Source organism: Paenibacillus uliginis N3/975 (assembly GCF_900177425.1).
GTDB classification, from domain to species: Bacteria; Bacillota; Bacilli; order Paenibacillales; family Paenibacillaceae; genus Paenibacillus_AQ; species Paenibacillus_AQ uliginis.
In genome coordinates this window covers 1,949,776-1,968,708 of record NZ_LT840184.1, presented here as the reverse complement: position 1 = coordinate 1,968,708, position 18,933 = coordinate 1,949,776, and the positions used below count along the sequence as shown (strand labels likewise).

At 42.9% G+C, this 18,933-nt stretch carries 22 protein-coding genes and 1 riboswitch; of the genes, 4 read left to right on the top strand and 18 right to left on the bottom strand.

The features are described 5' to 3' along the window. Nucleotides 1–36 precede the first annotated feature (36 nt). From B9N86_RS09295 to B9N86_RS09275, 5 genes are all read right to left on the bottom strand, one after another. A complete protein-coding gene (locus B9N86_RS09295) occupies nt 37–1,461 on the bottom strand; it encodes an NAD-dependent succinate-semialdehyde dehydrogenase (RefSeq protein ID WP_208918770.1) in 1,425 nt (474 codons plus the stop codon). A 125-nt stretch (nt 1,462–1,586) separates the two neighbouring features. Next, nucleotides 1,587–2,546: a siderophore ABC transporter substrate-binding protein gene (locus B9N86_RS09290; protein WP_208918769.1), complete on the bottom strand. Its 960-nt coding sequence runs from the start codon at nt 2,544–2,546 to the stop codon at nt 1,587–1,589. A 182-nt stretch (nt 2,547–2,728) separates the two neighbouring features. Then, nucleotides 2,729–3,487 carry an iron ABC transporter ATP-binding protein gene (locus B9N86_RS09285; RefSeq protein WP_208918768.1) on the bottom strand — a complete coding sequence of 253 codons (759 nt, stop codon included), beginning with the start codon at nt 3,485–3,487 and terminating at the stop codon, nt 2,729–2,731. Further along, nucleotides 3,484–4,428, bottom strand: a complete 945-nt coding sequence (locus B9N86_RS09280) for an iron chelate uptake ABC transporter family permease subunit (RefSeq protein WP_208918767.1) — start codon at nt 4,426–4,428, stop codon at nt 3,484–3,486. Before B9N86_RS09280 ends, B9N86_RS09285 begins: the two co-directional genes overlap by 4 nt. Continuing rightward, complete coding sequence (locus tag B9N86_RS09275; RefSeq protein WP_208920181.1) at nt 4,418–5,371, bottom strand: ABC transporter permease; 954 nt, start codon at nt 5,369–5,371, stop codon at nt 4,418–4,420. Before B9N86_RS09275 ends, B9N86_RS09280 begins: the two co-directional genes overlap by 11 nt. A gap of 482 nt (nt 5,372–5,853) precedes the next feature. Here B9N86_RS09275 and B9N86_RS09270 point away from each other — a divergent pair, with 482 nt between their 5' ends. Together B9N86_RS09270 and B9N86_RS09265 are read left to right on the top strand one after the other, a co-directional pair. Beyond that, the gene (locus tag B9N86_RS09270) at nt 5,854–6,459 is read left to right on the top strand and encodes a nitroreductase family protein (protein WP_208918766.1); all 606 of its coding nucleotides are present in this window, start codon (nt 5,854–5,856) and stop codon (nt 6,457–6,459) included. 165 nt (nt 6,460–6,624) lie between these two features. Next, a riboswitch (TPP riboswitch) is annotated at nt 6,625–6,725 on the top strand. A gap of 75 nt (nt 6,726–6,800) precedes the next feature. Further along, nucleotides 6,801–7,400 carry a YkoF family thiamine/hydroxymethylpyrimidine-binding protein gene (locus B9N86_RS09265; protein ID WP_208918765.1) on the top strand — a complete coding sequence of 200 codons (600 nt, stop codon included), beginning with the start codon at nt 6,801–6,803 and terminating at the stop codon, nt 7,398–7,400. An 82-nt stretch (nt 7,401–7,482) separates the two neighbouring features. Here the strand turns inward: B9N86_RS09265 and B9N86_RS09260 are convergent, their stop codons facing one another. Both B9N86_RS09260 and B9N86_RS09255 read right to left on the bottom strand, forming a co-directional pair. Beyond that, nucleotides 7,483–7,581 carry a YjcZ family sporulation protein gene (locus B9N86_RS09260; RefSeq protein WP_208918764.1) on the bottom strand — a complete coding sequence of 33 codons (99 nt, stop codon included), beginning with the start codon at nt 7,579–7,581 and terminating at the stop codon, nt 7,483–7,485. A 99-nt stretch (nt 7,582–7,680) separates the two neighbouring features. After that, nucleotides 7,681–8,379 (bottom strand): nucleotidyltransferase domain-containing protein, encoded by a 699-nt coding sequence (locus tag B9N86_RS09255; protein WP_208918763.1) that lies wholly within the window; start codon nt 8,377–8,379, stop codon nt 7,681–7,683. Between the two features lie 157 nt (nt 8,380–8,536). On the opposite strand from B9N86_RS09255, the gene B9N86_RS09250 reads away from it, so the two are divergent. Together B9N86_RS09250 and B9N86_RS09245 are read left to right on the top strand one after the other, a co-directional pair. Next, complete coding sequence (locus B9N86_RS09250; protein ID WP_208918762.1) at nt 8,537–9,259, top strand: class I SAM-dependent methyltransferase; 723 nt, start codon at nt 8,537–8,539, stop codon at nt 9,257–9,259. Between the two features lie 196 nt (nt 9,260–9,455). Beyond that, nucleotides 9,456–10,706: a methyl-accepting chemotaxis protein gene (locus B9N86_RS09245; protein WP_208918761.1), complete on the top strand. Its 1,251-nt coding sequence runs from the start codon at nt 9,456–9,458 to the stop codon at nt 10,704–10,706. A 245-nt stretch (nt 10,707–10,951) separates the two neighbouring features. Here B9N86_RS09245 and B9N86_RS09240 read toward each other — a convergent pair whose 3' ends face one another. The 11 genes from B9N86_RS09240 to B9N86_RS30215 all read right to left on the bottom strand — a co-directional run bounded on the left by B9N86_RS09240 (nt 10,952) and on the right by B9N86_RS30215 (nt 18,884). Beyond that, entirely contained in the window at nt 10,952–11,410 is a 459-nt protein-coding gene (locus B9N86_RS09240) for an NUDIX hydrolase (protein WP_244563020.1), read from the bottom strand. Between the two features lie 326 nt (nt 11,411–11,736). Continuing rightward, entirely contained in the window at nt 11,737–12,816 is a 1,080-nt protein-coding gene (locus tag B9N86_RS09235; protein ID WP_208918760.1) for an RNA-guided endonuclease TnpB family protein, read from the bottom strand. Between the two features lie 5 nt (nt 12,817–12,821). Beyond that, complete coding sequence (gene tnpA / locus B9N86_RS09230) at nt 12,822–13,220, bottom strand: IS200/IS605 family transposase (protein WP_208918759.1); 399 nt, start codon at nt 13,218–13,220, stop codon at nt 12,822–12,824. Between the two features lie 127 nt (nt 13,221–13,347). Beyond that, complete coding sequence (locus B9N86_RS09225) at nt 13,348–13,785, bottom strand: GNAT family N-acetyltransferase (RefSeq protein WP_208918758.1); 438 nt, start codon at nt 13,783–13,785, stop codon at nt 13,348–13,350. Further along, nucleotides 13,779–14,672 carry a serine/threonine protein kinase gene (locus B9N86_RS09220; RefSeq protein ID WP_208918757.1) on the bottom strand — a complete coding sequence of 298 codons (894 nt, stop codon included), beginning with the start codon at nt 14,670–14,672 and terminating at the stop codon, nt 13,779–13,781. Before B9N86_RS09220 ends, B9N86_RS09225 begins: the two co-directional genes overlap by 7 nt. A 96-nt stretch (nt 14,673–14,768) precedes the next feature. Beyond that, nucleotides 14,769–15,749 carry a hypothetical protein gene (locus B9N86_RS09215; RefSeq protein WP_208918756.1) on the bottom strand — a complete coding sequence of 327 codons (981 nt, stop codon included), beginning with the start codon at nt 15,747–15,749 and terminating at the stop codon, nt 14,769–14,771. Between the two features lie 15 nt (nt 15,750–15,764). Beyond that, nucleotides 15,765–16,763 (bottom strand): hypothetical protein, encoded by a 999-nt coding sequence (locus tag B9N86_RS09210; protein ID WP_208918755.1) that lies wholly within the window; start codon nt 16,761–16,763, stop codon nt 15,765–15,767. Between the two features lie 10 nt (nt 16,764–16,773). After that, nucleotides 16,774–17,712 (bottom strand): helix-turn-helix transcriptional regulator, encoded by a 939-nt coding sequence (locus tag B9N86_RS09205; protein ID WP_208918754.1) that lies wholly within the window; start codon nt 17,710–17,712, stop codon nt 16,774–16,776. Nucleotides 17,713–17,807: 95 nt separating this feature from the next. Then, a complete protein-coding gene (locus B9N86_RS30220) occupies nt 17,808–17,999 on the bottom strand; it encodes a hypothetical protein (protein ID WP_244563019.1) in 192 nt (63 codons plus the stop codon). Nucleotides 18,000–18,195: 196 nt separating this feature from the next. After that, nucleotides 18,196–18,408, bottom strand: a complete 213-nt coding sequence (locus tag B9N86_RS09200) for a hypothetical protein (RefSeq protein ID WP_208918753.1) — start codon at nt 18,406–18,408, stop codon at nt 18,196–18,198. 290 nt (nt 18,409–18,698) lie between these two features. Beyond that, the gene (locus B9N86_RS30215) at nt 18,699–18,884 is read right to left on the bottom strand and encodes a hypothetical protein (protein WP_241929856.1); all 186 of its coding nucleotides are present in this window, start codon (nt 18,882–18,884) and stop codon (nt 18,699–18,701) included. Between the last annotated feature and the right edge of the window lie 49 nt (nt 18,885–18,933).

Here is an 18,933-nt window from a genome sequence, read left to right as displayed (position 1 = left end):
TGAACGGCTTCTGTGTTTGTTCTTTAATTCAATCAGCTATAAACCAAGTGAAATGTACTTGGTTTCAAGAAACTCCTCAATTCCATAGTGTCCACCTTCTCGGCCAAGCCCACTTTCTTTGAAACCACCGAATGGTGCCTGTGCCGTGGATGGGAGAGGATCATTTATGCCGACAATGCCATATTCCAGCGATTCAGCGATCCGTACAGCTTCTCCCAGATGTTCGGTAAACACATAAGCTGCAAGGCCATATGGGCTGTTGTTCGCCCGTCTCACTACTTCCTCAACGGTAGAAAATACAGCAATGGGAGCAACTGGACCGAATGTCTCTTCATTCATACACAACATGTCATCTGTCGCGTTCATAATGACCGTAGGATGAACGTACTGGCCGTGACTTCTAGCAGAAGAATCATTTCCGGTCAAAATAACTCCGCCTTTTTCTGTCGCATCTTTGATCTGACTTCTAACTTTCTCTGCTGCTTTTGCGTTGATAAGTGGCCCAATATCTATCCCTTCATCCATCCCGTTTCCAACCTGAAGTGTCTTGGTTCGTTCAGCCACCTTCTCAGCAAACACGGACGCAACAGACTCCTCCACATAAACACGGTTGGTACACACACATGTTTGTCCGGCATTCCGGAATTTGGACAAGATGACCCCTTCTGCAGCTTTGTCCAGATCTGCTCTCGCTGTGACGATAAACGGAGCATGTCCGCCCAGTTCCAGTGACAGCTTCTTAACATTACCTGCTGCCCCAGCCATCAGTTTTTTTCCTACAGCGGTTGAACCTGTGAACGACAGCTTTCTGACCCGACTATCCTGCTGCCATGCCTCAGCAATCTCGCTCGCCTCACCTATTACAACATTTATGACACCAGCAGGTATTCCCGCTTTTTCTGCCAGCTCCACCAGCTTGAGCGCAGTATATGGCGTCTCCTCTGAAGGTTTAATGACGATCGTACAACCGGCGGCCAGTGCAGGTGCTGCCTTTCGGGTTATCATAGAAGCTGGAAAATTCCATGGTGTAATTGCAGCGACGACACCAACAGGCTGCTTTGTTACAATGATTCGTTTATTGGGAGAGGAAGACGGAATGGTCTCGCCGTAGATTCGTTTCCCTTCTTCTGCATACCAGCCAATAAAGCTGTTGGCATAATTAATTTCTCCTGCAGCTTCTTTCAGTGGTTTGCCCTGTTCAAGGGTCATAATCTTCGCCAGTTCATCCGTATGCTCTGCGATCTGTTCATACCAGCTTCGCAGCAGCTTTCCTCGCTCATCGGCTGTTAACCCCGACCAGACCGGGAACGCATCGAAAGCTGCATCTACCGCCAATTCAGCTTCTGCCCGTCCGCCCTTAGACACCGTTCCTATAATTTCACCAGTAGCCGGATTCACTACATCAATTTGTCCGGAAGCGGTCACCCACTGCCCGCCAATGTACATTCCGTTAGGATACATGCTATAAACCTCCTCTTCTGTCCTGAGTCTTCATTATCCTCTAATCGTAATCGGCTTTCAAACAAGCAAAACAACGAAAACACCGATGCCTGAGGACAGACACCGGTGTATCTTATGAACAGTTGTTATTTCACACCTGCGTTTACTTCTTTAACCATTTCCGCTACAGATGTCAGTCCACCGCCGGAAAGGTACCAATAGTTCGGATCCAGGTAAACAATATTGCCTTCTTTGTATGCTTTTGTTGTCTTCACAAGTTCGTTCTCTACCACATCTTTTGCACCAGAAGCTTCACCGCCTGTAGTTACGACAGCTCCACGGTCAACAACGAACAGATAGTCCGGATTTTTCTCTACGATATATTCGCTGGAAATATCCTTACCGTGTGTACTGATTTCAATACCAGGGTCAACAGCTGTAAATCCGAATACGTCATGCAGGATGCCAAAACGGGATCCAGGACCATAAGCACTGATCTTTCCTTCGTTCGCCAAAATAATTAGAGCGTTCTTTCCAGATGCTTTAACCTTATCGTTCAGTGCTTCAATGTCTTTATCAATGGCTGCCAATTCTTCTTTAACCTGGCTTTCTTTACCGAAAATTTGGCCGAGAGTATTCATATTTTCTTTGAAAGAATCCATATATCTAGTTGTGTCCACGCCCATGTAAATCGTTGGCGCAATTTCAGAAAGCTCTTTGTATGCATCGCTCTGTCTGCCGGAAATAATAATGAGATCTGGAGCAATTTTGTTAATTTTTTCAAAATCCGGTTCTTTTAAGCCACCCACGTTTTCATATTTACCTTCACTATACTTGGACATATAAGGAGGAACATTCTTTTGAGGAACACCTGTAACCTCTACGCCCAGCTTATCCAGTGAGTCCAATACACCAAAATCAAATACTACAATTTTCTGAGGATTTTTCGTAATTGGAGTTTCTCCAAGTTCATGCTTAATGGTCATTTTATCGCCTGTAGCCTCTTCCTTATTACCGCTTGCACCCGTTCTCTTCTCATCAGAACCACATGCGGCAAGAGCCAGTGTAAGTAAGGATACCATGAACAACATCAACATTTTCTTCATTTCTTAACACCCCTGTTTTATTAGTTTCTATATTTAATGTAAATATTAGAAAATAAGGTTAAATTTTACATCTTATTGCCATAAGAGATCCCTCCGCTTTGCCAAGCAGACCCCTTTTAATTTATGAAGGAATAAGCTCATTCGCATATCTTATTCCTTTTTAACATTGTCCCAACTAACGCTTATGCGTAGTAAACACAAATCTTGTTATCGTTAATCTCTTCAATCTCAATGTCCATATCATAGATTCCTCTAAGCACATTGCTCTGGATAATCTTATCTGTTCTGCCCTCATTCTCAATTTTGCCGTCTTTTAGAGCTACGATATAATCCGAGTAGCAGGACGCAAAGTTGATATCGTGAATGACAATCACAATCGTCTTATCCAAATCCGTCACCAATTTTCTGAGGATTTTCATGATTTGGACGGAATGCTTCATATCCAAGTTGTTCAGCGGCTCATCAAGCAAAATATAATCTGTATTCTGAGCGATTACCATGGCGATATAAGCACGTTGAGTTTGACCGCCGCTCAGCTGATGCAGATATTTATCCTGCATGTCTTCCAGCTCCATGTAACGAATGGCTTCATCGATATATTTCTTGTCCTCATTCGTTAATCTGCCCTGAGAGTAAGGGAAACGCCCGAAGGATACCAGTTCTCTAACGGTCAACCGAAGACTGATATGATTCGACTGCTTCAAGATCGAGATCTTCTTGGCAAGGTCTCCACTCTTCCATTGGCTAACTTCCTTACCTTCAATCATGATCTCTCCACTGTCTTTCGTAACCAGTCTGCTGATCATGGACAAGAGGCTACTTTTACCGGCACCGTTCGGTCCGATAAATGACGTAATCTTACCTTTAGGTATCGAAACCGATACATTATCCACGACTTTTTTGCCGCTGTAAGCTTTAGATACGTTAGTTACCTGGATCATGATTTACTCTCCTTTAATAGCAGATATATGAAATAGATGCCGCCGATAAAGTTAATGATGACACTCAGCGTTGTTGAGAATGTAAACACTCGTTCAACAATTAACTGACCTCCGACCAGAGCTATAATGCTGATCAAGATGGAACCTGTAATTAAGTAGGAATGACGATAAGTTTTCATAAATTCATACGCCACGTTAACAACAAGGAGTCCCAGGAATGTGATTGGACCGACAAGGGCTGTTGCCACCGAAATCAGAACTGCCACGATAATAAGCATTCTTTTGACAACATAATCGTAATTCACACCCAGGTTGATCGCATGTTCACGTCCTAGCGCCAGTACATTGAGATACTTGAAATACCTAGCGAAATAAATCAGGATAATCGCCACTACTATGAAAGCGATGACTAACAACTCTGTTTTTACATTATTGAAACTGGCAAACATTTTGTCTGAGACAAACTGGAATTCATTCGGATCGATCAACACTTCCATAAAGGAAGATAAGCTTGAGAATAACGATCCGAAGATCATCCCGATTAATAGAAGAAAATATATATTATTTCCTTCCCTTCGGAACAAAATTTTGTACAAGACTCCCGAAAAAAGAATCATGCCGCCAACATTGATCAGAAAGTTTATGTTACCCAACTCATACAGCTTAAAAGAACCGAAAGCGAATATAACAAATGTCTGTATTAAGACGTATAAAGAGTCCAGTCCCATGACGCTTGGCGTCAATATTCGATTATTAGTGACCGTTTGAAACACCGTGGTAGACAGCGCAATTGAGCCGCCTGTTAGAACAATCGCCAACACCTTCTTGATTCTTCTCGGCAGCGCGTAATCCCAGTTACCTCCAATATCAATGAACAAGAAGAGGCCTATCAGGATGAGTGCCACCGCGGCCAGCAGACCGGTTTTGGCTTTATATGTCATATGCCTTTCTCCTCATCAATAAGTAAATGAATATACCGCTTCCGATTACACCCACGGTTAAGCTGATCGGAATTTCATAGGGATAAATGATAATTCGGCCGATGATGTCGCAGAAGAGAACAAATGCGGCCCCGAGCAGTGCGGTATGCGAAAGGCTTTTTTTCAAATGATCCCCCAAGTAAAGACTCACGATGTTTGGTACAATCAACCCCAGGAAAGGTATCATACCTACAGTCAGAACTACTGAAGCTGTCACCAGAGCCACAATGATCAAACCGATGTTCACAACTCTCCGGTAACGAAGTCCCAGATTTGTTGCGAACTCCTCTCCCATGCCCGCCACTGTAAACTTATTAGCGAACAAGTAAGCCAGAATGACCAGAGGAACACTTATGTACATCAGCTCGTACTGCCCCTTAATGATCATGGAGAAGTCACCCTGCAGCCAAGCAGACATGTTCTGAATAAGATCATATTTATAGGCGAAAAATGTAGCGATCGAGCTAATAATATTCCCGAACATCAATCCAACCAACGGGATAAATACGGCATCCTTGAATTTGATCTTGTCGAGGATCTTCATAAAGATCATCGTACCTGCAAATGCAAACAGGAATGCAACCAGCATTTTGATCAGAGGACCCGTGGTTGAGAACACCAGCATCGCTACCAGAATACCCAGCCTTGCGGAATCCATAGTCCCTGCCGTTGTTGGAGATACGAATTTGTTCCTGCTGAGCTGCTGCATGATCAAGCCGCAAATACTCATACTGACTCCCGCCAGAATTAGACTGACAAGCCTCGGTATACGACTGACTAGCATAATATGCTGTTGTTGTTCCGTCATTCGGAACAGGTCAAGCGGTGAAATGTCCTTTACTCCTATGAATAAGGAAATAATGGATAACACCACTACTGCTGCGATCAAGTATCTTTTATTCATAGCTCTTCCTTCTATGCGGGATGCAGTTCCGGTATGATCCGGCTGGATGTCGACATCACTCTCAATGAGATTGATTATCATTTGCGATCTAAAGTGAATTATATCATCACATTCTCAACCCGACAAGTATAATTGAGAATCAAACTCAATTATATTTTAAATTATTTGCACATTTGTTCATCATTTGTTCATAATGTTAAATTTTTTTCATGATAAGATCACTTGTTTAAATCGCTTGGTTCAATTATTTGTTTGAACTTCAAAAAAAGTGATTAATAAAATCTTGACAAAACATTCTGTATTATACTAAGATACTTACGTATCAATCATTTCTTACAAAACGTAAGTTAATGAACGTTGTGAGAACTCTATATGATTGATCCGAGTATTTAGAAACCAAGATGCATAATCACAGGTATATCAAGGAAATGCTTATATCAGGTGGAAATGCAAAAATGATAATTTTAGGAGGATTTTATTTTATGTCAACAGATTTCAGCACTGCCCTTAAGAATCGCCGCTCCCACTATGCAATCAGCAAAGATTCCGTTATTTCGGATGAGCGTATCCAGGAAATCGTAAATGAAGCTGTAAAACATACTCCGTCTTCTTTTAACTCCCAAAGTGCCCGTGTGGTTGTACTTTTAGGAGAACAACACGATAAGCTGTGGAACATGACAGAAGGTATTCTTAAAGAAGTTGTAGGCGGAAGTGAGGAGCAGTTTGCACCTACCGCTCAAAAAATGGCTGCTTTCCGTGGTGGTTACGGCACTGTTCTCTTCTTTGAAGACAGTAGCGTTATTTCACACCTGCAAGAAAACTTTGCTCTTTATGCGGATAACTTCCCAATCTGGTCTCAGCAGTCTTCAGGAATGCTTCAGTTCGTAGTATGGACAGCACTTGAAGCAGAAGGTCTTGGTGCTTCCTTGCAGCACTATAACCCACTGATTGATGAGAAAGTAAGAAACGAATGGAACCTGCCTGAAAGCTGGAAGCTTATAGCTCAAATGCCTTTCGGCAAACCTACAGCCGAGCCTAGCGAGAAAGAATTCCAACCTCTTGAAGATCGCGTAAAGCTGTTTAAATAAGTAACTTAGTCAAGAAAGCACCGATTATAGTCGGTGCTTTCTTTCATTATTTATAGTATCTTATACATATTGATATATCCTGGTCACGGCGAGTACAATATCGCTATAACGATTTTATCTTCAATTCATTGAAGTTCGCTTCACTCAACTTACTGACTCATTTTCAAGCTGAACTAGGGGTGCCTCGTGCTGAGAGACGAATTGTTCGTCAACCCTTACTACCCGATCTAGGTCATACTAGCGTGGGGAAGTGGAGCTTTATGTTTATTTTGCTATAAGCATAAAACTGCACTCCTTCACAGGGTGCAGTCTTTTTATATCTTATTAGGAGGTTATTATGTATGAGTAATCCAGCATGCGGGACCAGCAGGATCGTAGGCTGCCGTTTCTCTGTATTTCCGATGACAGACAGGTTCGTTCAGGTCATTACAGAAGCATTGGCGTCCGTAAACACGGACAAAGTATGGATGTATACCGATGATTTATGTACTTGCATTAGAGGCAGAGCTGAACATGTATTTGACGTAACCCGTGCGATATTCGCGCATTCAGCGGCCACTGGCGTACATACCGTATTTAATGGAACATTCTCCATTGGATGTCCAGGCGACAGCAAAGGTGATGTGTATATGTCTGAAGATGATACACGTATGAACGAAAGCCTTGCGGGTTCCGCTAATATTGAAACTGCCTGTCATTTCTCGCTCTATCCACTCGGCACAGAAAATTATATGGACATCATATACCAAGAGGTTGAGCGAGCAAAATCAAAAGGGACTTTAACACAAGGCATCCACTATGCCAGCCGACTGGACGGCACAGTATCAAGGGTGTTCGACACGCTCGAAGATGCCTTTATGCATGCAATTCAAACTGACCGAAGCCATCTGGTTATGACAGCTGTAGTATCGGCCAATAGCCCTTCACCAAAAGAAATCTAGCACATGATACTATCACACAAAACAAAGATGAGCTCGGCCTGATTGCAGGCCGAGCCTTGTTTCTTTTGTTCTGCTTAGTTGCTTATACCCATGCAGCAAGGATGATAACCAGCAGAATGAAAAGAACCAAAACCACGCCTACTGTACTACCGAAATATCCTCCACCGCAAACATCACCCATGTTGATCCCTCCTGAGTTTAAGTTTCGTGTGATCTAATCACAATATTAGTGTATTGAGATGGGAGCGATTCAGTAACGGCAAGAGCCCCTTACCTGTGTTTATTCTTCATACCCGATTAAATGAGGTCCTCCATAAGGCTCCAGTAGTCTTGGCACCAATTCGATTAACGCTTCCCGATCATCGTAAAGATACAGCCTTTCGAGCGCATCCTCCAAATCCGCTGCGATGCTGGAATTAAATGCCGACACCAAACGGTATAATGTCTTTCCTTCACCTGTCCAATGTTGATTTGCTCTAAGAATAAACTCGCAAAGCAGCGTGGTCAGTTTTTGAGCGATAAACCACATTTCTACACGTTTGTCTGAGCCTTTTAAATCCATCATAAATTCGGTTACAGCATAACGCGCTACATCTATATCAAAGGAAGTATAGGGCAACGGGCCATAATCCAGATCGTTTTGGGCTTCTTCCCGAATCTTCTCCCCTTCCGGGCGGGAATGAATTACTCTCCCTTCTGCAAGTATCCGCTGCAGAGTTGGATTTCCGGCCATTACACCCGCATCAAACTGCTCCCGGTATCCTGACGTTGTCAGGAAGAACAGTTCCACGACCCAGCCGAATGATTCAATCGTTTTTCGATTGAAGTCTTCCACACTGTCATCTATAAGCACAATATCGAGATCAGATTGCTCGTTGTGCTCTCCTCTGCCTGCACTTCCTCCTAATACAGCTATCAAGCAATTCGGATAGTCCCGAGATATCAGTTGTTTGGCTGCCTCAAACGGCTCAGTTTTCACGATACGTTCCCCCATTGTTTGATAAATATCTCCTCAGCCGAGAAAAACGGGCTCAAATTATTAAATTCAGCTAAAACCCCAAAGGTACCTTAAACATATGGTAAATAGACGAATACACTTTACACCGAATAAAGGAAGAATTGGGGGACTCAAGAGCATGAACTATATCAACATGCTATCCAAATTAGGAATGGGAAGCGCTCATCCGGGAGGATTTGAAGCGACCCTAAGGTTGTTTCGGAAAGAACCAATTCCTCAAGGCAGCCGTATTTTAGAAGTAGGCTGTGGGACCGGTAGAACTGCATGTCACCTGACCGAGCAAGGATATAGCGTTACCGCTGTTGATCTGCATGAGAACATGCTGAATAAAGCCCGAATGCGTGCTGAAGCCATGGGTCTGGATATTAACTTCCTTCAGGCTGATGTGTGCTCTTTACCATTTGAGGATGAGCAGTTTAATTACGTGATTGCAGAGTCAGTCACGGTATTCACCAATGCAACCGAATCGTTATCCGAGTACTGCCGGGTATTAACCAAGGGAGGCACGCTGTACGACCGTGAATTGCTGATGGACAAACCGATGCCGTCTGAAAAGCAGAAAGAACTAGAACAATTTTTTGGCATCCCTCGTCTCATGAATCGTGAAGAATGGCGCAGTCATCTCATGGAGAGTGGATTTTCCTTTGAGGAAGCTTTGGAATACAACCACTTTACAGATCAAATGAAACAGGAACAAACCAGACACCTGGATACGCTTGAACGCCGGGATGAAGGCGCACTGTTTGATCTGTCCCTATGGGAAACATTATTTCAACATGACCGGATGATATTGGACAATACGGATTTTTTGGCTTCCGCCTTGTTCAAAGCTGTAAAGTGATAATTTGATGTTCATATCCGAGGGGGAAATCATGGTAAGCCCACCTTTTTTCCCCTCTGTCCTTTACTAGATAGACTATTTGAACTATTTTTCATTATTTAAAATCCATACAATGTAATTCGTTATATCTACTTATGTCGAACAATGTTATAATCGTGGTAAATATATCCTATGCTTAAAGGAGGAACTCTTTCTCATGTCGTGGTTCAACAAGCTACCGATCTCCAGTAAAATAACAGCTGCTTGTTATGCGATAGCTGTTCTATTTGCAGTTCCAATGCTGCTAACCCTAATCGTTCTCGGCAAAACCGTAATAGGAATTCTGCTTGTAGCAATACTTTCCCTTCTTACATACCCGCTCTCACAGATAATACAGAAAACGCTTACAGGATCTTTCGCTGATATTTCAAATGTTTCATCCAAAATTGCCAAAGGCGATTTCACTTTTAAAGTGGAAGAAATCGGAGGCATGTCAGATCTGAGCCGAACTTTTAACAGTATGGTTGAGAGACTTCGAAAAATTTTGCAGGAAACTTCGGATATCACTCGTAAAGTCATGAAATCCAGTCGTGATATATCAGACAAGAACCATAACCTGATCGAAGTTATGAACCAAGTGTCCCTTTCTTCTAACGAGCTGGCTGTAGGAGCGAATGAAATATCGGAAGATGTGTCCGAGATGAGTGAGTCAATCCGTGAGATTGAACAGATGGTCAGCAATTATACAGATTCCACAAAAGAGATGAACCAGCGTTCCACAGAAACACTCAGCTTAGTGGAAAAAGGACGCGTATCTGTTTCGAAACAATCTGCCGGAATGCAGAAAAATATTGAAGCCACCGAAAAAGTATCGGAATCAATTGATGCCCTCTCCAAAAATGCTAAAGGGATCACCAAAATCACCGAAACAATCTCGGAACTCGCTGAGCAGACTAACCTGCTGTCGTTAAACGCCTCGATTGAAGCTGCACGGGCTGGGGAGCATGGCGCCGGGTTTGCAGTTGTCGCTCATGAGGTTCGCAAGCTCGCGGAAGAATCGACTTCTTCCACACGTGAAGTGTTTAATCTTGTACGCAGCATTGAGCATGACATTAATCTTGCCGAACAGAACATTAAAATTAATGAAGAAGTGGTTCGTCAACAGACTGAAATGATTCATGAAGCGGAACAAGTCTTTTTGGATATCGTTACAAGTGTGCAGTACATAGCTGAGCAGATCTCCGCCTTTTCCAAAGAAAGCGAATCGATGCTGGAAAGCGCTCAAAGTATATCTGCTGCGATACAGAACATATCAGCCATTACTCAGGAGTCAGCTGCCGGCACCGAGCAGGTATCCGCCTCCATGAACGAAGGAATCGTATCCATCAAGAAAATGGCGGAAGAAGCGGAAGCTATGAATGATGCTGTATTCCAGCTCCAAAAGACGATCAATGTCTTCAAATTTTAAAAGAGTTTAATGTTATGAGGGTGTCCCAAAAGCTACTCGTTGGACAATCCGAAATCAACAGGGACAACAAAACAAGCAAGCCACCTAAGGATGAATAGAATCCTCGAGCGGCTTGCTTTTTCTTTATTTTTGAGAGATATCCTTCAGCAACGAATCCAAGTCACCCATTTCCCCGGAAATATTTCATAACAATATTTAAACCACTGAGCTTGTTTGAATCGGGTTGAGCTTGCTGATTGCGAGATTCATTGTTCATGATCTCCCTCAGTGAACAACTGCTCCATCATCATTTCAACAAATGGAGTAATCGGGATAAACTTCAGTTTTTCCAATGGTATCCACTCCGCACCGAGTGAGTCCTGCTGATCACCTTCTCGTTTGATCGGGGCTTTGTCATCCTCTAACTCCACCTGATATATAATACCGATATGATGCATCTCCTCCAGCTCATCTTCGGTCCGCTGATAAATGATCGTGCAGGAAACAGCGGTTTTCATGATTCCACGAATTGCTGTCAGTCCAGTTTCTTCGTGAAATTCACGCTTCAATGTCTGTTCAGGTTCTTCTCCGAACTCAATCGAGCCGCCAGGCAAATCCCACTTGCCTAAATAAGGTCCTCTCGCTTTACGTATCAACAGTATACGACCATCCTTAATCAGAACCCCATAAACACCGAGATGCGTATATTTTTCCACTGAACTCACAACCTTTTACTTAAAAATCTGTTTCTTCTGTTCTTTAGTTTTCTATGAATCCAGTTCATCTTTAAAATTTCTCAATCGGAATGCTGGTTCTCCCCACACCGCAGCCTAAGTCTAACACTTGCAGATCCCTATAATCCAGCAGTTCAACTGTGACGCTAATTTTTTTCACAAACCTAGAGCCTTTGACACTCCCACCCCTAAAGGGGCAAGTCTGCTGACGCAGTTGGGATTCTTGAGTAGTTAACGTCCTCAATCCATTTCTGTTTTGGACAACTCTTAAGTTTAGGGCGTGTCATCGCCCCTCCTAAGACAGTGCGTATAGCATCTTAGGCTGATTGACTGTTACCGCCAACCACAGTTGCGTAGCGAATATTCATCGCCCCAACGATATCACGATGATTCTCGAATCCACATGGGCACTTGTATCTTCTATCTTGTGCCTTGTTTCTTTCCGGACATTTTGGACATGATTGACTCGTATTTGCAGGATTAACGTACTCTACTTTGATTCCCACCAAGTTTGCTTTGTATTCTATGAAGGTCGATAGACGATAGAAAGACCATGTATGTTGATTCTTTTCGTTTTTACGACTTGTTCTTGTCGTCTGCCTTATCTTCGTTAGTTGCTCTAAGCGAATGACAGAAATCTTATTCTCAACTGCAAAATTTACGATTTCGCGACTGATCTTGTGGTCTTTGTCTTTCATCCATCGTTGTTCTTTATCGTCTAAATTGCGAATAGCATTCACTTTCTTTTGTTTCCCAAGCATTTTACGAACATTACGAAACTTCCGTTTCCTATATTTGTTTTCTCGTCCGTTACCAAAAAAACGAACTTTATCATCTTCTGTGATAGCTACCGCAGGGACTTTCAGTCCTAAATCAACGCCTAAAACTCTTGTACCCGTTTTTTCAGTTGTCGGAATCGTGACAGATATTTGCGCTACCCACTTACCTGAGTTTTGTGTGATACGGAGCGTACCAAGTTTATGCTTTAATAAATCAAAATTCCGATTATCTTTGTCGATAAACAATGCACGAATTTTAACACGATTGGATTTACCTTCTACCATAAGTGGAATAGAAATGTGCGTGAAATCAAAAGAATAGTTTTGGTTGTTCCATACACAAACTGGTTTCTTTAGAATCGGAACGATTGTGTATTTACTTTTCTTTACTTTGGTGGAAAATACACTTTTCGCATCTTTAATCGCTTGATTTTTTACCGCACTGGGTAGATTAGCAGGAACGTTTTTCGTCGTCTTTTTCGTGCTTTTCTTTTCTTCAACCATCTCAGCTACGAGCATATTTATGACTTGTATGTACTCGTTACTACTTTGTTTCAATCGTTGGATTTGTTCTGTTGTGGGAAGTAGCTTTACCTTAACTGTTATGGTCTGTGCCATATACGTCACCCCCTTGTCTTTTGTTCTTCAACATAACGCTTAATCATCTCGTTTGATACATTTCCAGCAGTAGAAACAAAATATGAACGTGTCCATAAACTCGGCAAATGCAAGAGGTGTGGAAACTCTTTACGTAGCTTTCTAGAGGTGCGTCCTTTCACTTTCGCCATAATATCGGCAGGACTTAATGTTGGTAGTGCACTAAGGAACATGTGAGTGTGGTCTTTATCGCACTCAAGGGCGACAATCTCAATTTTTAGTTCCGCACACACTTCATGTACTAATTCTTTGAAGCGTTGCTCTACCTCTGCTTTGAGAAAAATCTTTCTTCTGTATCGTGGGCAGAAAACAAAATGATAATTCAGTAGAGATACGGTTGTGTTGGTTCTTCTGTATTCGTTCATGTCTATATAGTATCAATTGAACAGATATACTGCAACAGAGAAAGGGCATAGACTTTTCGGATACTTGAAGCACCACAAACCTTTCGGCTAGTGGCACTCCGTATCCGACCTCACTTTCATCCCACACCTAAAGAAGTGGGCTTTCCCGTTCAGGAAATACTGTAATTATAAACCCTAACTGCTGATAGAATTCATGAGCATACTTTCGTTCAGGTTTGTTTCCGCTCGTTAAGAAGAGCCCTTTCGCTCCTCTCTCCTTTGCCCACTGTTCCACATTTTGTAACAACGCCCGACCGATCCCCTGTCCTTGAACCTCCTGCTTGGTAACCAGCGCATTAATCTGTACGGAACAATCATCAAATTCGTATCCAACCGCTTCCCGGCAGCCGATCATCCCGACCACCCGGTTATCTTTAACAGCTACGAAAGTAAAATAAGAAGACTCTTCCATAATCCTCTTCATCCGCCTGCCCATCTGCTCACGGTCTGTCGGGTATCCCAGATCGGCCATTAAGGCCGCCAGATCTTCAAGATCTTTCTCCTCATAGAAGCGTATGTTCAGCATATGTTTCCCTCACTCATATGACATGCCTCTCTCCAAAATGAAACAAACTCGGCAACACTCTTATATCGCTCGTCTCTGTTCGGGCTGACAGCTTTAACCGCAATTTTATGTAAGGCCTCCCCGGCATCCCATCTGTCCACCGAACGGTCCAGCTCACCGCCGAGTAATCCAAAGGCAATCGCGCCCATATTAAACACATTGGTCACGCTATCAATTACCGCACCGCGTTCAAACTCTTCAGGTGACATAAACCTGGACGAGCCCCAGAGTCTTCCCATCGAATTATAAAATGGTTTCCGCTGATACATGTCTATGTCGCATACGCGGACCTTGTGGTGGATGAAATCATATAAAATACTACCATCATAAAAATCGACGGCAACAACGTTATTCTGTTCCACAAAGACATGAAAATCAAAAATATCATTCAAAGATTGCAGCCTTAACTCGACCGGCAGCTGTCTAAAACGGAAGTAGGGGGAATCTGGATGGGTGTATTTTGCCGGAGGTGGATATGTTTCATGCGGATGCAGATTTTCTCCTGCAAACCATTCAAATACGGCAGCATATCCCGATCCGACAGGATAATGGTTCAGCAGCTTAATCAGGGAAAGATGACTCAGCTCCTCATACAGGTGAATTCCTTTCTTTAAACGGTTTACAGCATCGCCCGGTTCTCCATTAAACTCCAACGTTCGTGCCCCTGCATATTTTATAAACTTTCGCGTTCCATCCGCTGATTCCACACCAAAGCTGATATTTCCGGAATCCTGCTGGGAAAACACCTGAAAGACACGTCCCTCATCCTGAATCCACTCGAAGTTATGGACTTCCCTTAAATCAAAAGTAACATCACCCATCTTGATCGTTACATTAGAATTTTTCATCCTGTGCCCCCTTATAGAAACAAAATAGACCGTTCTCATCCAGAAACGGCCTTTATACTAATCAGAACTGTTTATTATTATATTCCAATAAATTACTTATCTCAATCCAATATCCTCAAACCGGTTATGTATGTTCTCACTTAAAAATAGACTCAATTCTTGTACTGCCTCCTCTTCCCGCTGCTGAGCCTCCATAAATAAAGGAATAAGCTGTTTGGCTCTCGTTCGATTCTCCGAAAGGCCAGAACCAGCTCGGGTGATCTGTTGAACAATATCATCAAATAGTTCAGCTACCCTGCCGTACAGCTCAGCTGCCTTACTGCACAAAGGCCAGATATTTTTCAGCGAGGACATATACTGGGCGGTATCCTGCTTGGCAACTCCATAACAACGAAAGGTATCCGAAGCGCCTTCCTGATCATAATCTCCGCTTTCAAGAGCTTCTGCAATAGCAGCATACGCCTGCCTGCCGCAGGCATACTCACTTGGTGGCAGCATAATGTCATGTGTCTCCCACTTGCTTACCGCCTGCATCAGCGACTCCTTATAGATCTCATAGATGTCCATGGTAATTTGATCATCATACAATTGATAGTACCAATATGGAGACTGGTTGCACCCGAAGTCGTCATAGCCCATCGTTTGAAACTCATTTCTCGTACCATCACAATACAAAAATGTTTGTTGTTCATCATCATAACCCGTAACGACAACAAATGAATCCTTCCAAATCAGTGCTCCCGTTCCCCAGGCAATCGATTGTTTGATTTCTTGTACAGCAGCCTTTTGATACAGCGGAAAAGTAGGTTGAAAATGAAAACCTGCATGTTGTGTTGTCGTTAGCCCCAGAAGATCAGCAGCTACAAAATGCTCAGCCATCCAATTGTAGGCTGTGGCGGAGTCAACGGTTAATCGGCGGTTTACCGTAAAGCGGAAAGCCATCGCCGTCATGCCCGACAAAACAGGCTTTGAGCAGTTCACTGAACCTCTATGCATCAAAATAGCATAAAGAGCGTCGATGTAGGAAAGGGATTCTCGTCTCATATGTAAATCGGATAAAATGATCCGTTCCATCATTTAGCACTCCTTTCGTTATCGAACCATATGTGCGCCCCACCTTGGAATCGTGCTTCGCTTAGGGTCGGGGTAACGTCTGGAAATATCTCTGAATTGATTGACGGCCTGATCTTCTATATCTTTAGCCGCAAGCAGAGCTTCAATGAGTACCGGGATGTACGCCCTGTTTATCTGTCTTCCGTTTTGCGAGTCCGTTAGGTAATTCGCCAGCTCTCCTATGACTTGTGTCAGCTGTGAATACAGTTCATAAGCTGACTGAAGATCAGGCCACAGCACGACTGCTTCACGCAAATAATTTCTGATCTCAATTCTGGAGTCTATGTAGGTGTCCAAAATATAGACTGCACCAAATTCGTCATACGTGCCGCTCTCCAATCCATGCACAAGAAAATGATAAGCCAGTTTGCCTGAAGCGATATCCTTCGAAGGAAGTGTTTTATGAGGGATATCCCAATCTTGTATAGCAAGCCTCAAAGATTCCAGTATCATATCTTTTAGCGGGACGTCTACTTTTTCTCCCAGCAACTGAATATACCAGAAATCTGTGCTATTCAATCCAAAATTGTCGTAGAGTACAATCTGATCTTCGAAAGAATAACCGTCTTGTATAAAAAAGACCTCATCTTCATCATCATATCCACGAATCACGCCGAATTCCGGAAGCCAGTAAATGACACCTATGCCTTGGCTCAAGCTTTCTTTTACCCATTGTACAGCTTCTTGCTGATAGCGCTGAAATGTCGGATGTCTTGTATAGCCTCCATCGCTTACGGTATAAATTCCAAGGTTGTCTATAGCCGGCAAATGCTCTGTCCCCAACTGTCCATAGGCCGACACAGACATCGGCAGCAATCTCTCATGCACAGTAAACTTAAAGGCCATTCCTGTAAGACCTGACAACATATACTTCGGTCCCTGAAAAAGACCCCTCGATGTCAGTACAGCATAAAGACTGTCTGTAAACGATTTCGACTCTCTTTTCATATCGAGATGATCCAAATATATCCCGCTCATAACACCCACATTACTCCTTTAATGTGTCAGTTGAATGTGCATTCGTTAAATCCAATTGTTCCACTATGGACTCGCAGCGGCTCCTAAGTTTAGTTCTTAGCCATTTGGGTGAGGACAACTCCTGCCATTCGGTCATATGAATCATCAGATCCTGCATAAACAGCTCTACTTCATAAAAATCAATTCGATATGTACGATTTTCGATTTCATGAGCAGGATACCCATACCACGTATTGCAGACAATCGGCTGTCTGAACACCATCTGTGCCTGAAAAGGTTTTGATCTTGTACGCAGGGCATCTACGTTTCCATACAAATGACTGGGCGTGATCATTTCGACCTTCTCCTCAGTCACTTTCAAATGCTTGATCCGGTCCAGACGCAATTCAACGTCTGTATGTTGTTCAATGCAGTTTATACGAACATAATCTGCACTATATTTAGATAAAAGCTGAAGCGGGCATCCTATAATAAATATTTCGCCCTCTTCTCCTCTATACAATATTTGCACAATAAGTGAATCCCGAACGGCATGAGTCAGCAGCTCAAAAAATCGCAACACTTGCGGGCTAACGCTAAATACCGGAAGACGGGTACTTTCCAACTGCTGCTCGTCCGTAAAACGTCCAAGCAAATGCGCAACCCTTCGGACGGAAGACGAATTCTCATAATCATAGCTTCTATAACGATGGGCAAGGTAGTTAAGTACTCTCTTTTCTTCTTCGGTCATATAAAGAAGGGGGAGAAGATACGTTTTATCCTCATAGCAATAGCCTCTTTTTTTGGCAACGTAATTCAGTGGGGCCCGTAACGAGATTTCCATATATTCAATATCACGTTGCGCCTGGCGCGTAGATATCTCAAACTCCTCAGCCAATAAACGACTATTCGGGTATTTTCCTTCCCGAATCTGCTGATCGAACCAGTGTATCCGGTGCATATTGCTCATAACGGTGCCAACTCCCCTTTGCCATTGTAACCAACATAAAACGCCCGCTCCCTATATAGGGAACGGGCGCGCTCCTTCCGACTCAGCCAGCTAAATCAGCTGGCTGAAATAGCATCTACCTTCGACTGCGGTGCCTTATCACACCGTTTACACACTTTTACGGCTGTTCCATCTGTTTTCGTCCGAGGATATAGCAGCTTGATTCTGGTGCTATGACAGACGGGGCATGTACCTCTGCCACGTGAAGGTAAGTTCCAGAGGGAGCGCCCTCTTTTAGGTTTGGACATTCTTTGCTAACCTCTTTTCATCTAATCTCATCTTAGAACGTCTTCCTTAATATGGGAAGCAATTTTATTATATTACATGTGCTACGACATAAAATGTCGTAGCACTAGAGCAATTAATAAATTTAAGGTCTGTTAAAATATATTGTTGTTTTTATAGTGAAAAAGAGACCCTCAAATTGCGAAGGTCTTTTAGTAATCAATTATTCATCTTTCGGTTGTAAACAACTCTTGACCAAAAGTAAACAGCACATCCTATCAATAAGATTGTCATCTGCCAACCAGAATCACCCTTAATGAAAAAACCATAAAGTGACCAAATCAATAATGCTAAGGTATAAAAGATAAATCCATATTTTGCAGATTGGTCACTCTGATATTTCTCCATTTCATCAGCTTTTCGTAATTTCATTTGACTTCCTCCTCATAAATAAATAATGTAACGCCACATATATTTGCGAGTTCTTCCTGAGAGAGTTTCATATTTCTTCTTAAGAAATGTAAAAAACTTTTTACACTCATAATTATAATACATCGTCTCTGTATGTCAAATTGTTTTTACATTTAGATTGGCCAAATTAAGAAAACCGCCAGCTGCTCGATGAACGAGCGCTGGCGGTTCTATAGTGCAAAATTACCGATGGTCCTTCCCATCGATATGCAAAAAATTTATTGTGTTCTCGACCTTATGCAGGTACCCTGTTAAATCGCCGCATCAATCCTGGTCTGCGATGCTTTGTCGCACCGCTTGCATACTTTTAAAGACGTGCCGTCGGATTTGGTTCGTGGATACAGCAGTTTAATGCGGGTACTGCGGCATACTGGGCAAGTGCCCCGACCGCGGGCAGGCAAATGCCATAGGGAGTGTCCTCTTTTAGACTTGGCCATTTTTTCACAAACCCCTTTTCCTCAAAATTTCACCTGAAACGGATAACCG

Coding starts and splice junctions, on each gene's coding strand:
- B9N86_RS09295 (WP_208918770.1), bottom strand. CDS start 1,461: ATGTATCCTAACGGAATGTACATTGGCGGGCAGTGGGTGACCGCTTCC.
- B9N86_RS09200 (WP_208918753.1), bottom strand. CDS start 18,408: ATGAAATTACGAAAAGCTGATGAAATGGAGAAATATCAGAGTGACCAA.
- tnpA (WP_208918759.1), bottom strand. CDS start 13,220: ATGAACGAATACAGAAGAACCAACACAACCGTATCTCTACTGAATTAT.
- B9N86_RS09225 (WP_208918758.1), bottom strand. CDS start 13,785: ATGCTGAACATACGCTTCTATGAGGAGAAAGATCTTGAAGATCTGGCG.
- B9N86_RS09285 (WP_208918768.1), bottom strand. CDS start 3,487: ATGATCCAGGTAACTAACGTATCTAAAGCTTACAGCGGCAAAAAAGTC.
- B9N86_RS30215 (WP_241929856.1), bottom strand. CDS start 18,884: ATGGCCAAGTCTAAAAGAGGACACTCCCTATGGCATTTGCCTGCCCGC.
- B9N86_RS09275 (WP_208920181.1), bottom strand. CDS start 5,371: ATGAATAAAAGATACTTGATCGCAGCAGTAGTGGTGTTATCCATTATT.
- B9N86_RS09290 (WP_208918769.1), bottom strand. CDS start 2,546: ATGAAGAAAATGTTGATGTTGTTCATGGTATCCTTACTTACACTGGCT.
- B9N86_RS09260 (WP_208918764.1), bottom strand. CDS start 7,581: ATGGGTGATGTTTGCGGTGGAGGATATTTCGGTAGTACAGTAGGCGTG.
- B9N86_RS09270 (WP_208918766.1), top strand. CDS start 5,854: ATGTCAACAGATTTCAGCACTGCCCTTAAGAATCGCCGCTCCCACTAT.
- B9N86_RS09215 (WP_208918756.1), bottom strand. CDS start 15,749: ATGATGGAACGGATCATTTTATCCGATTTACATATGAGACGAGAATCC.
- B9N86_RS09265 (WP_208918765.1), top strand. CDS start 6,801: ATGAGTAATCCAGCATGCGGGACCAGCAGGATCGTAGGCTGCCGTTTC.
- B9N86_RS09205 (WP_208918754.1), bottom strand. CDS start 17,712: ATGAGCAATATGCACCGGATACACTGGTTCGATCAGCAGATTCGGGAA.
- B9N86_RS09245 (WP_208918761.1), top strand. CDS start 9,456: ATGTCGTGGTTCAACAAGCTACCGATCTCCAGTAAAATAACAGCTGCT.
- B9N86_RS09210 (WP_208918755.1), bottom strand. CDS start 16,763: ATGAGCGGGATATATTTGGATCATCTCGATATGAAAAGAGAGTCGAAA.
- B9N86_RS09220 (WP_208918757.1), bottom strand. CDS start 14,672: ATGAAAAATTCTAATGTAACGATCAAGATGGGTGATGTTACTTTTGAT.
- B9N86_RS09235 (WP_208918760.1), bottom strand. CDS start 12,816: ATGGCACAGACCATAACAGTTAAGGTAAAGCTACTTCCCACAACAGAA.
- B9N86_RS09280 (WP_208918767.1), bottom strand. CDS start 4,428: ATGACATATAAAGCCAAAACCGGTCTGCTGGCCGCGGTGGCACTCATC.
- B9N86_RS09250 (WP_208918762.1), top strand. CDS start 8,537: ATGAACTATATCAACATGCTATCCAAATTAGGAATGGGAAGCGCTCAT.
- B9N86_RS30220 (WP_244563019.1), bottom strand. CDS start 17,999: ATGTCCAAACCTAAAAGAGGGCGCTCCCTCTGGAACTTACCTTCACGT.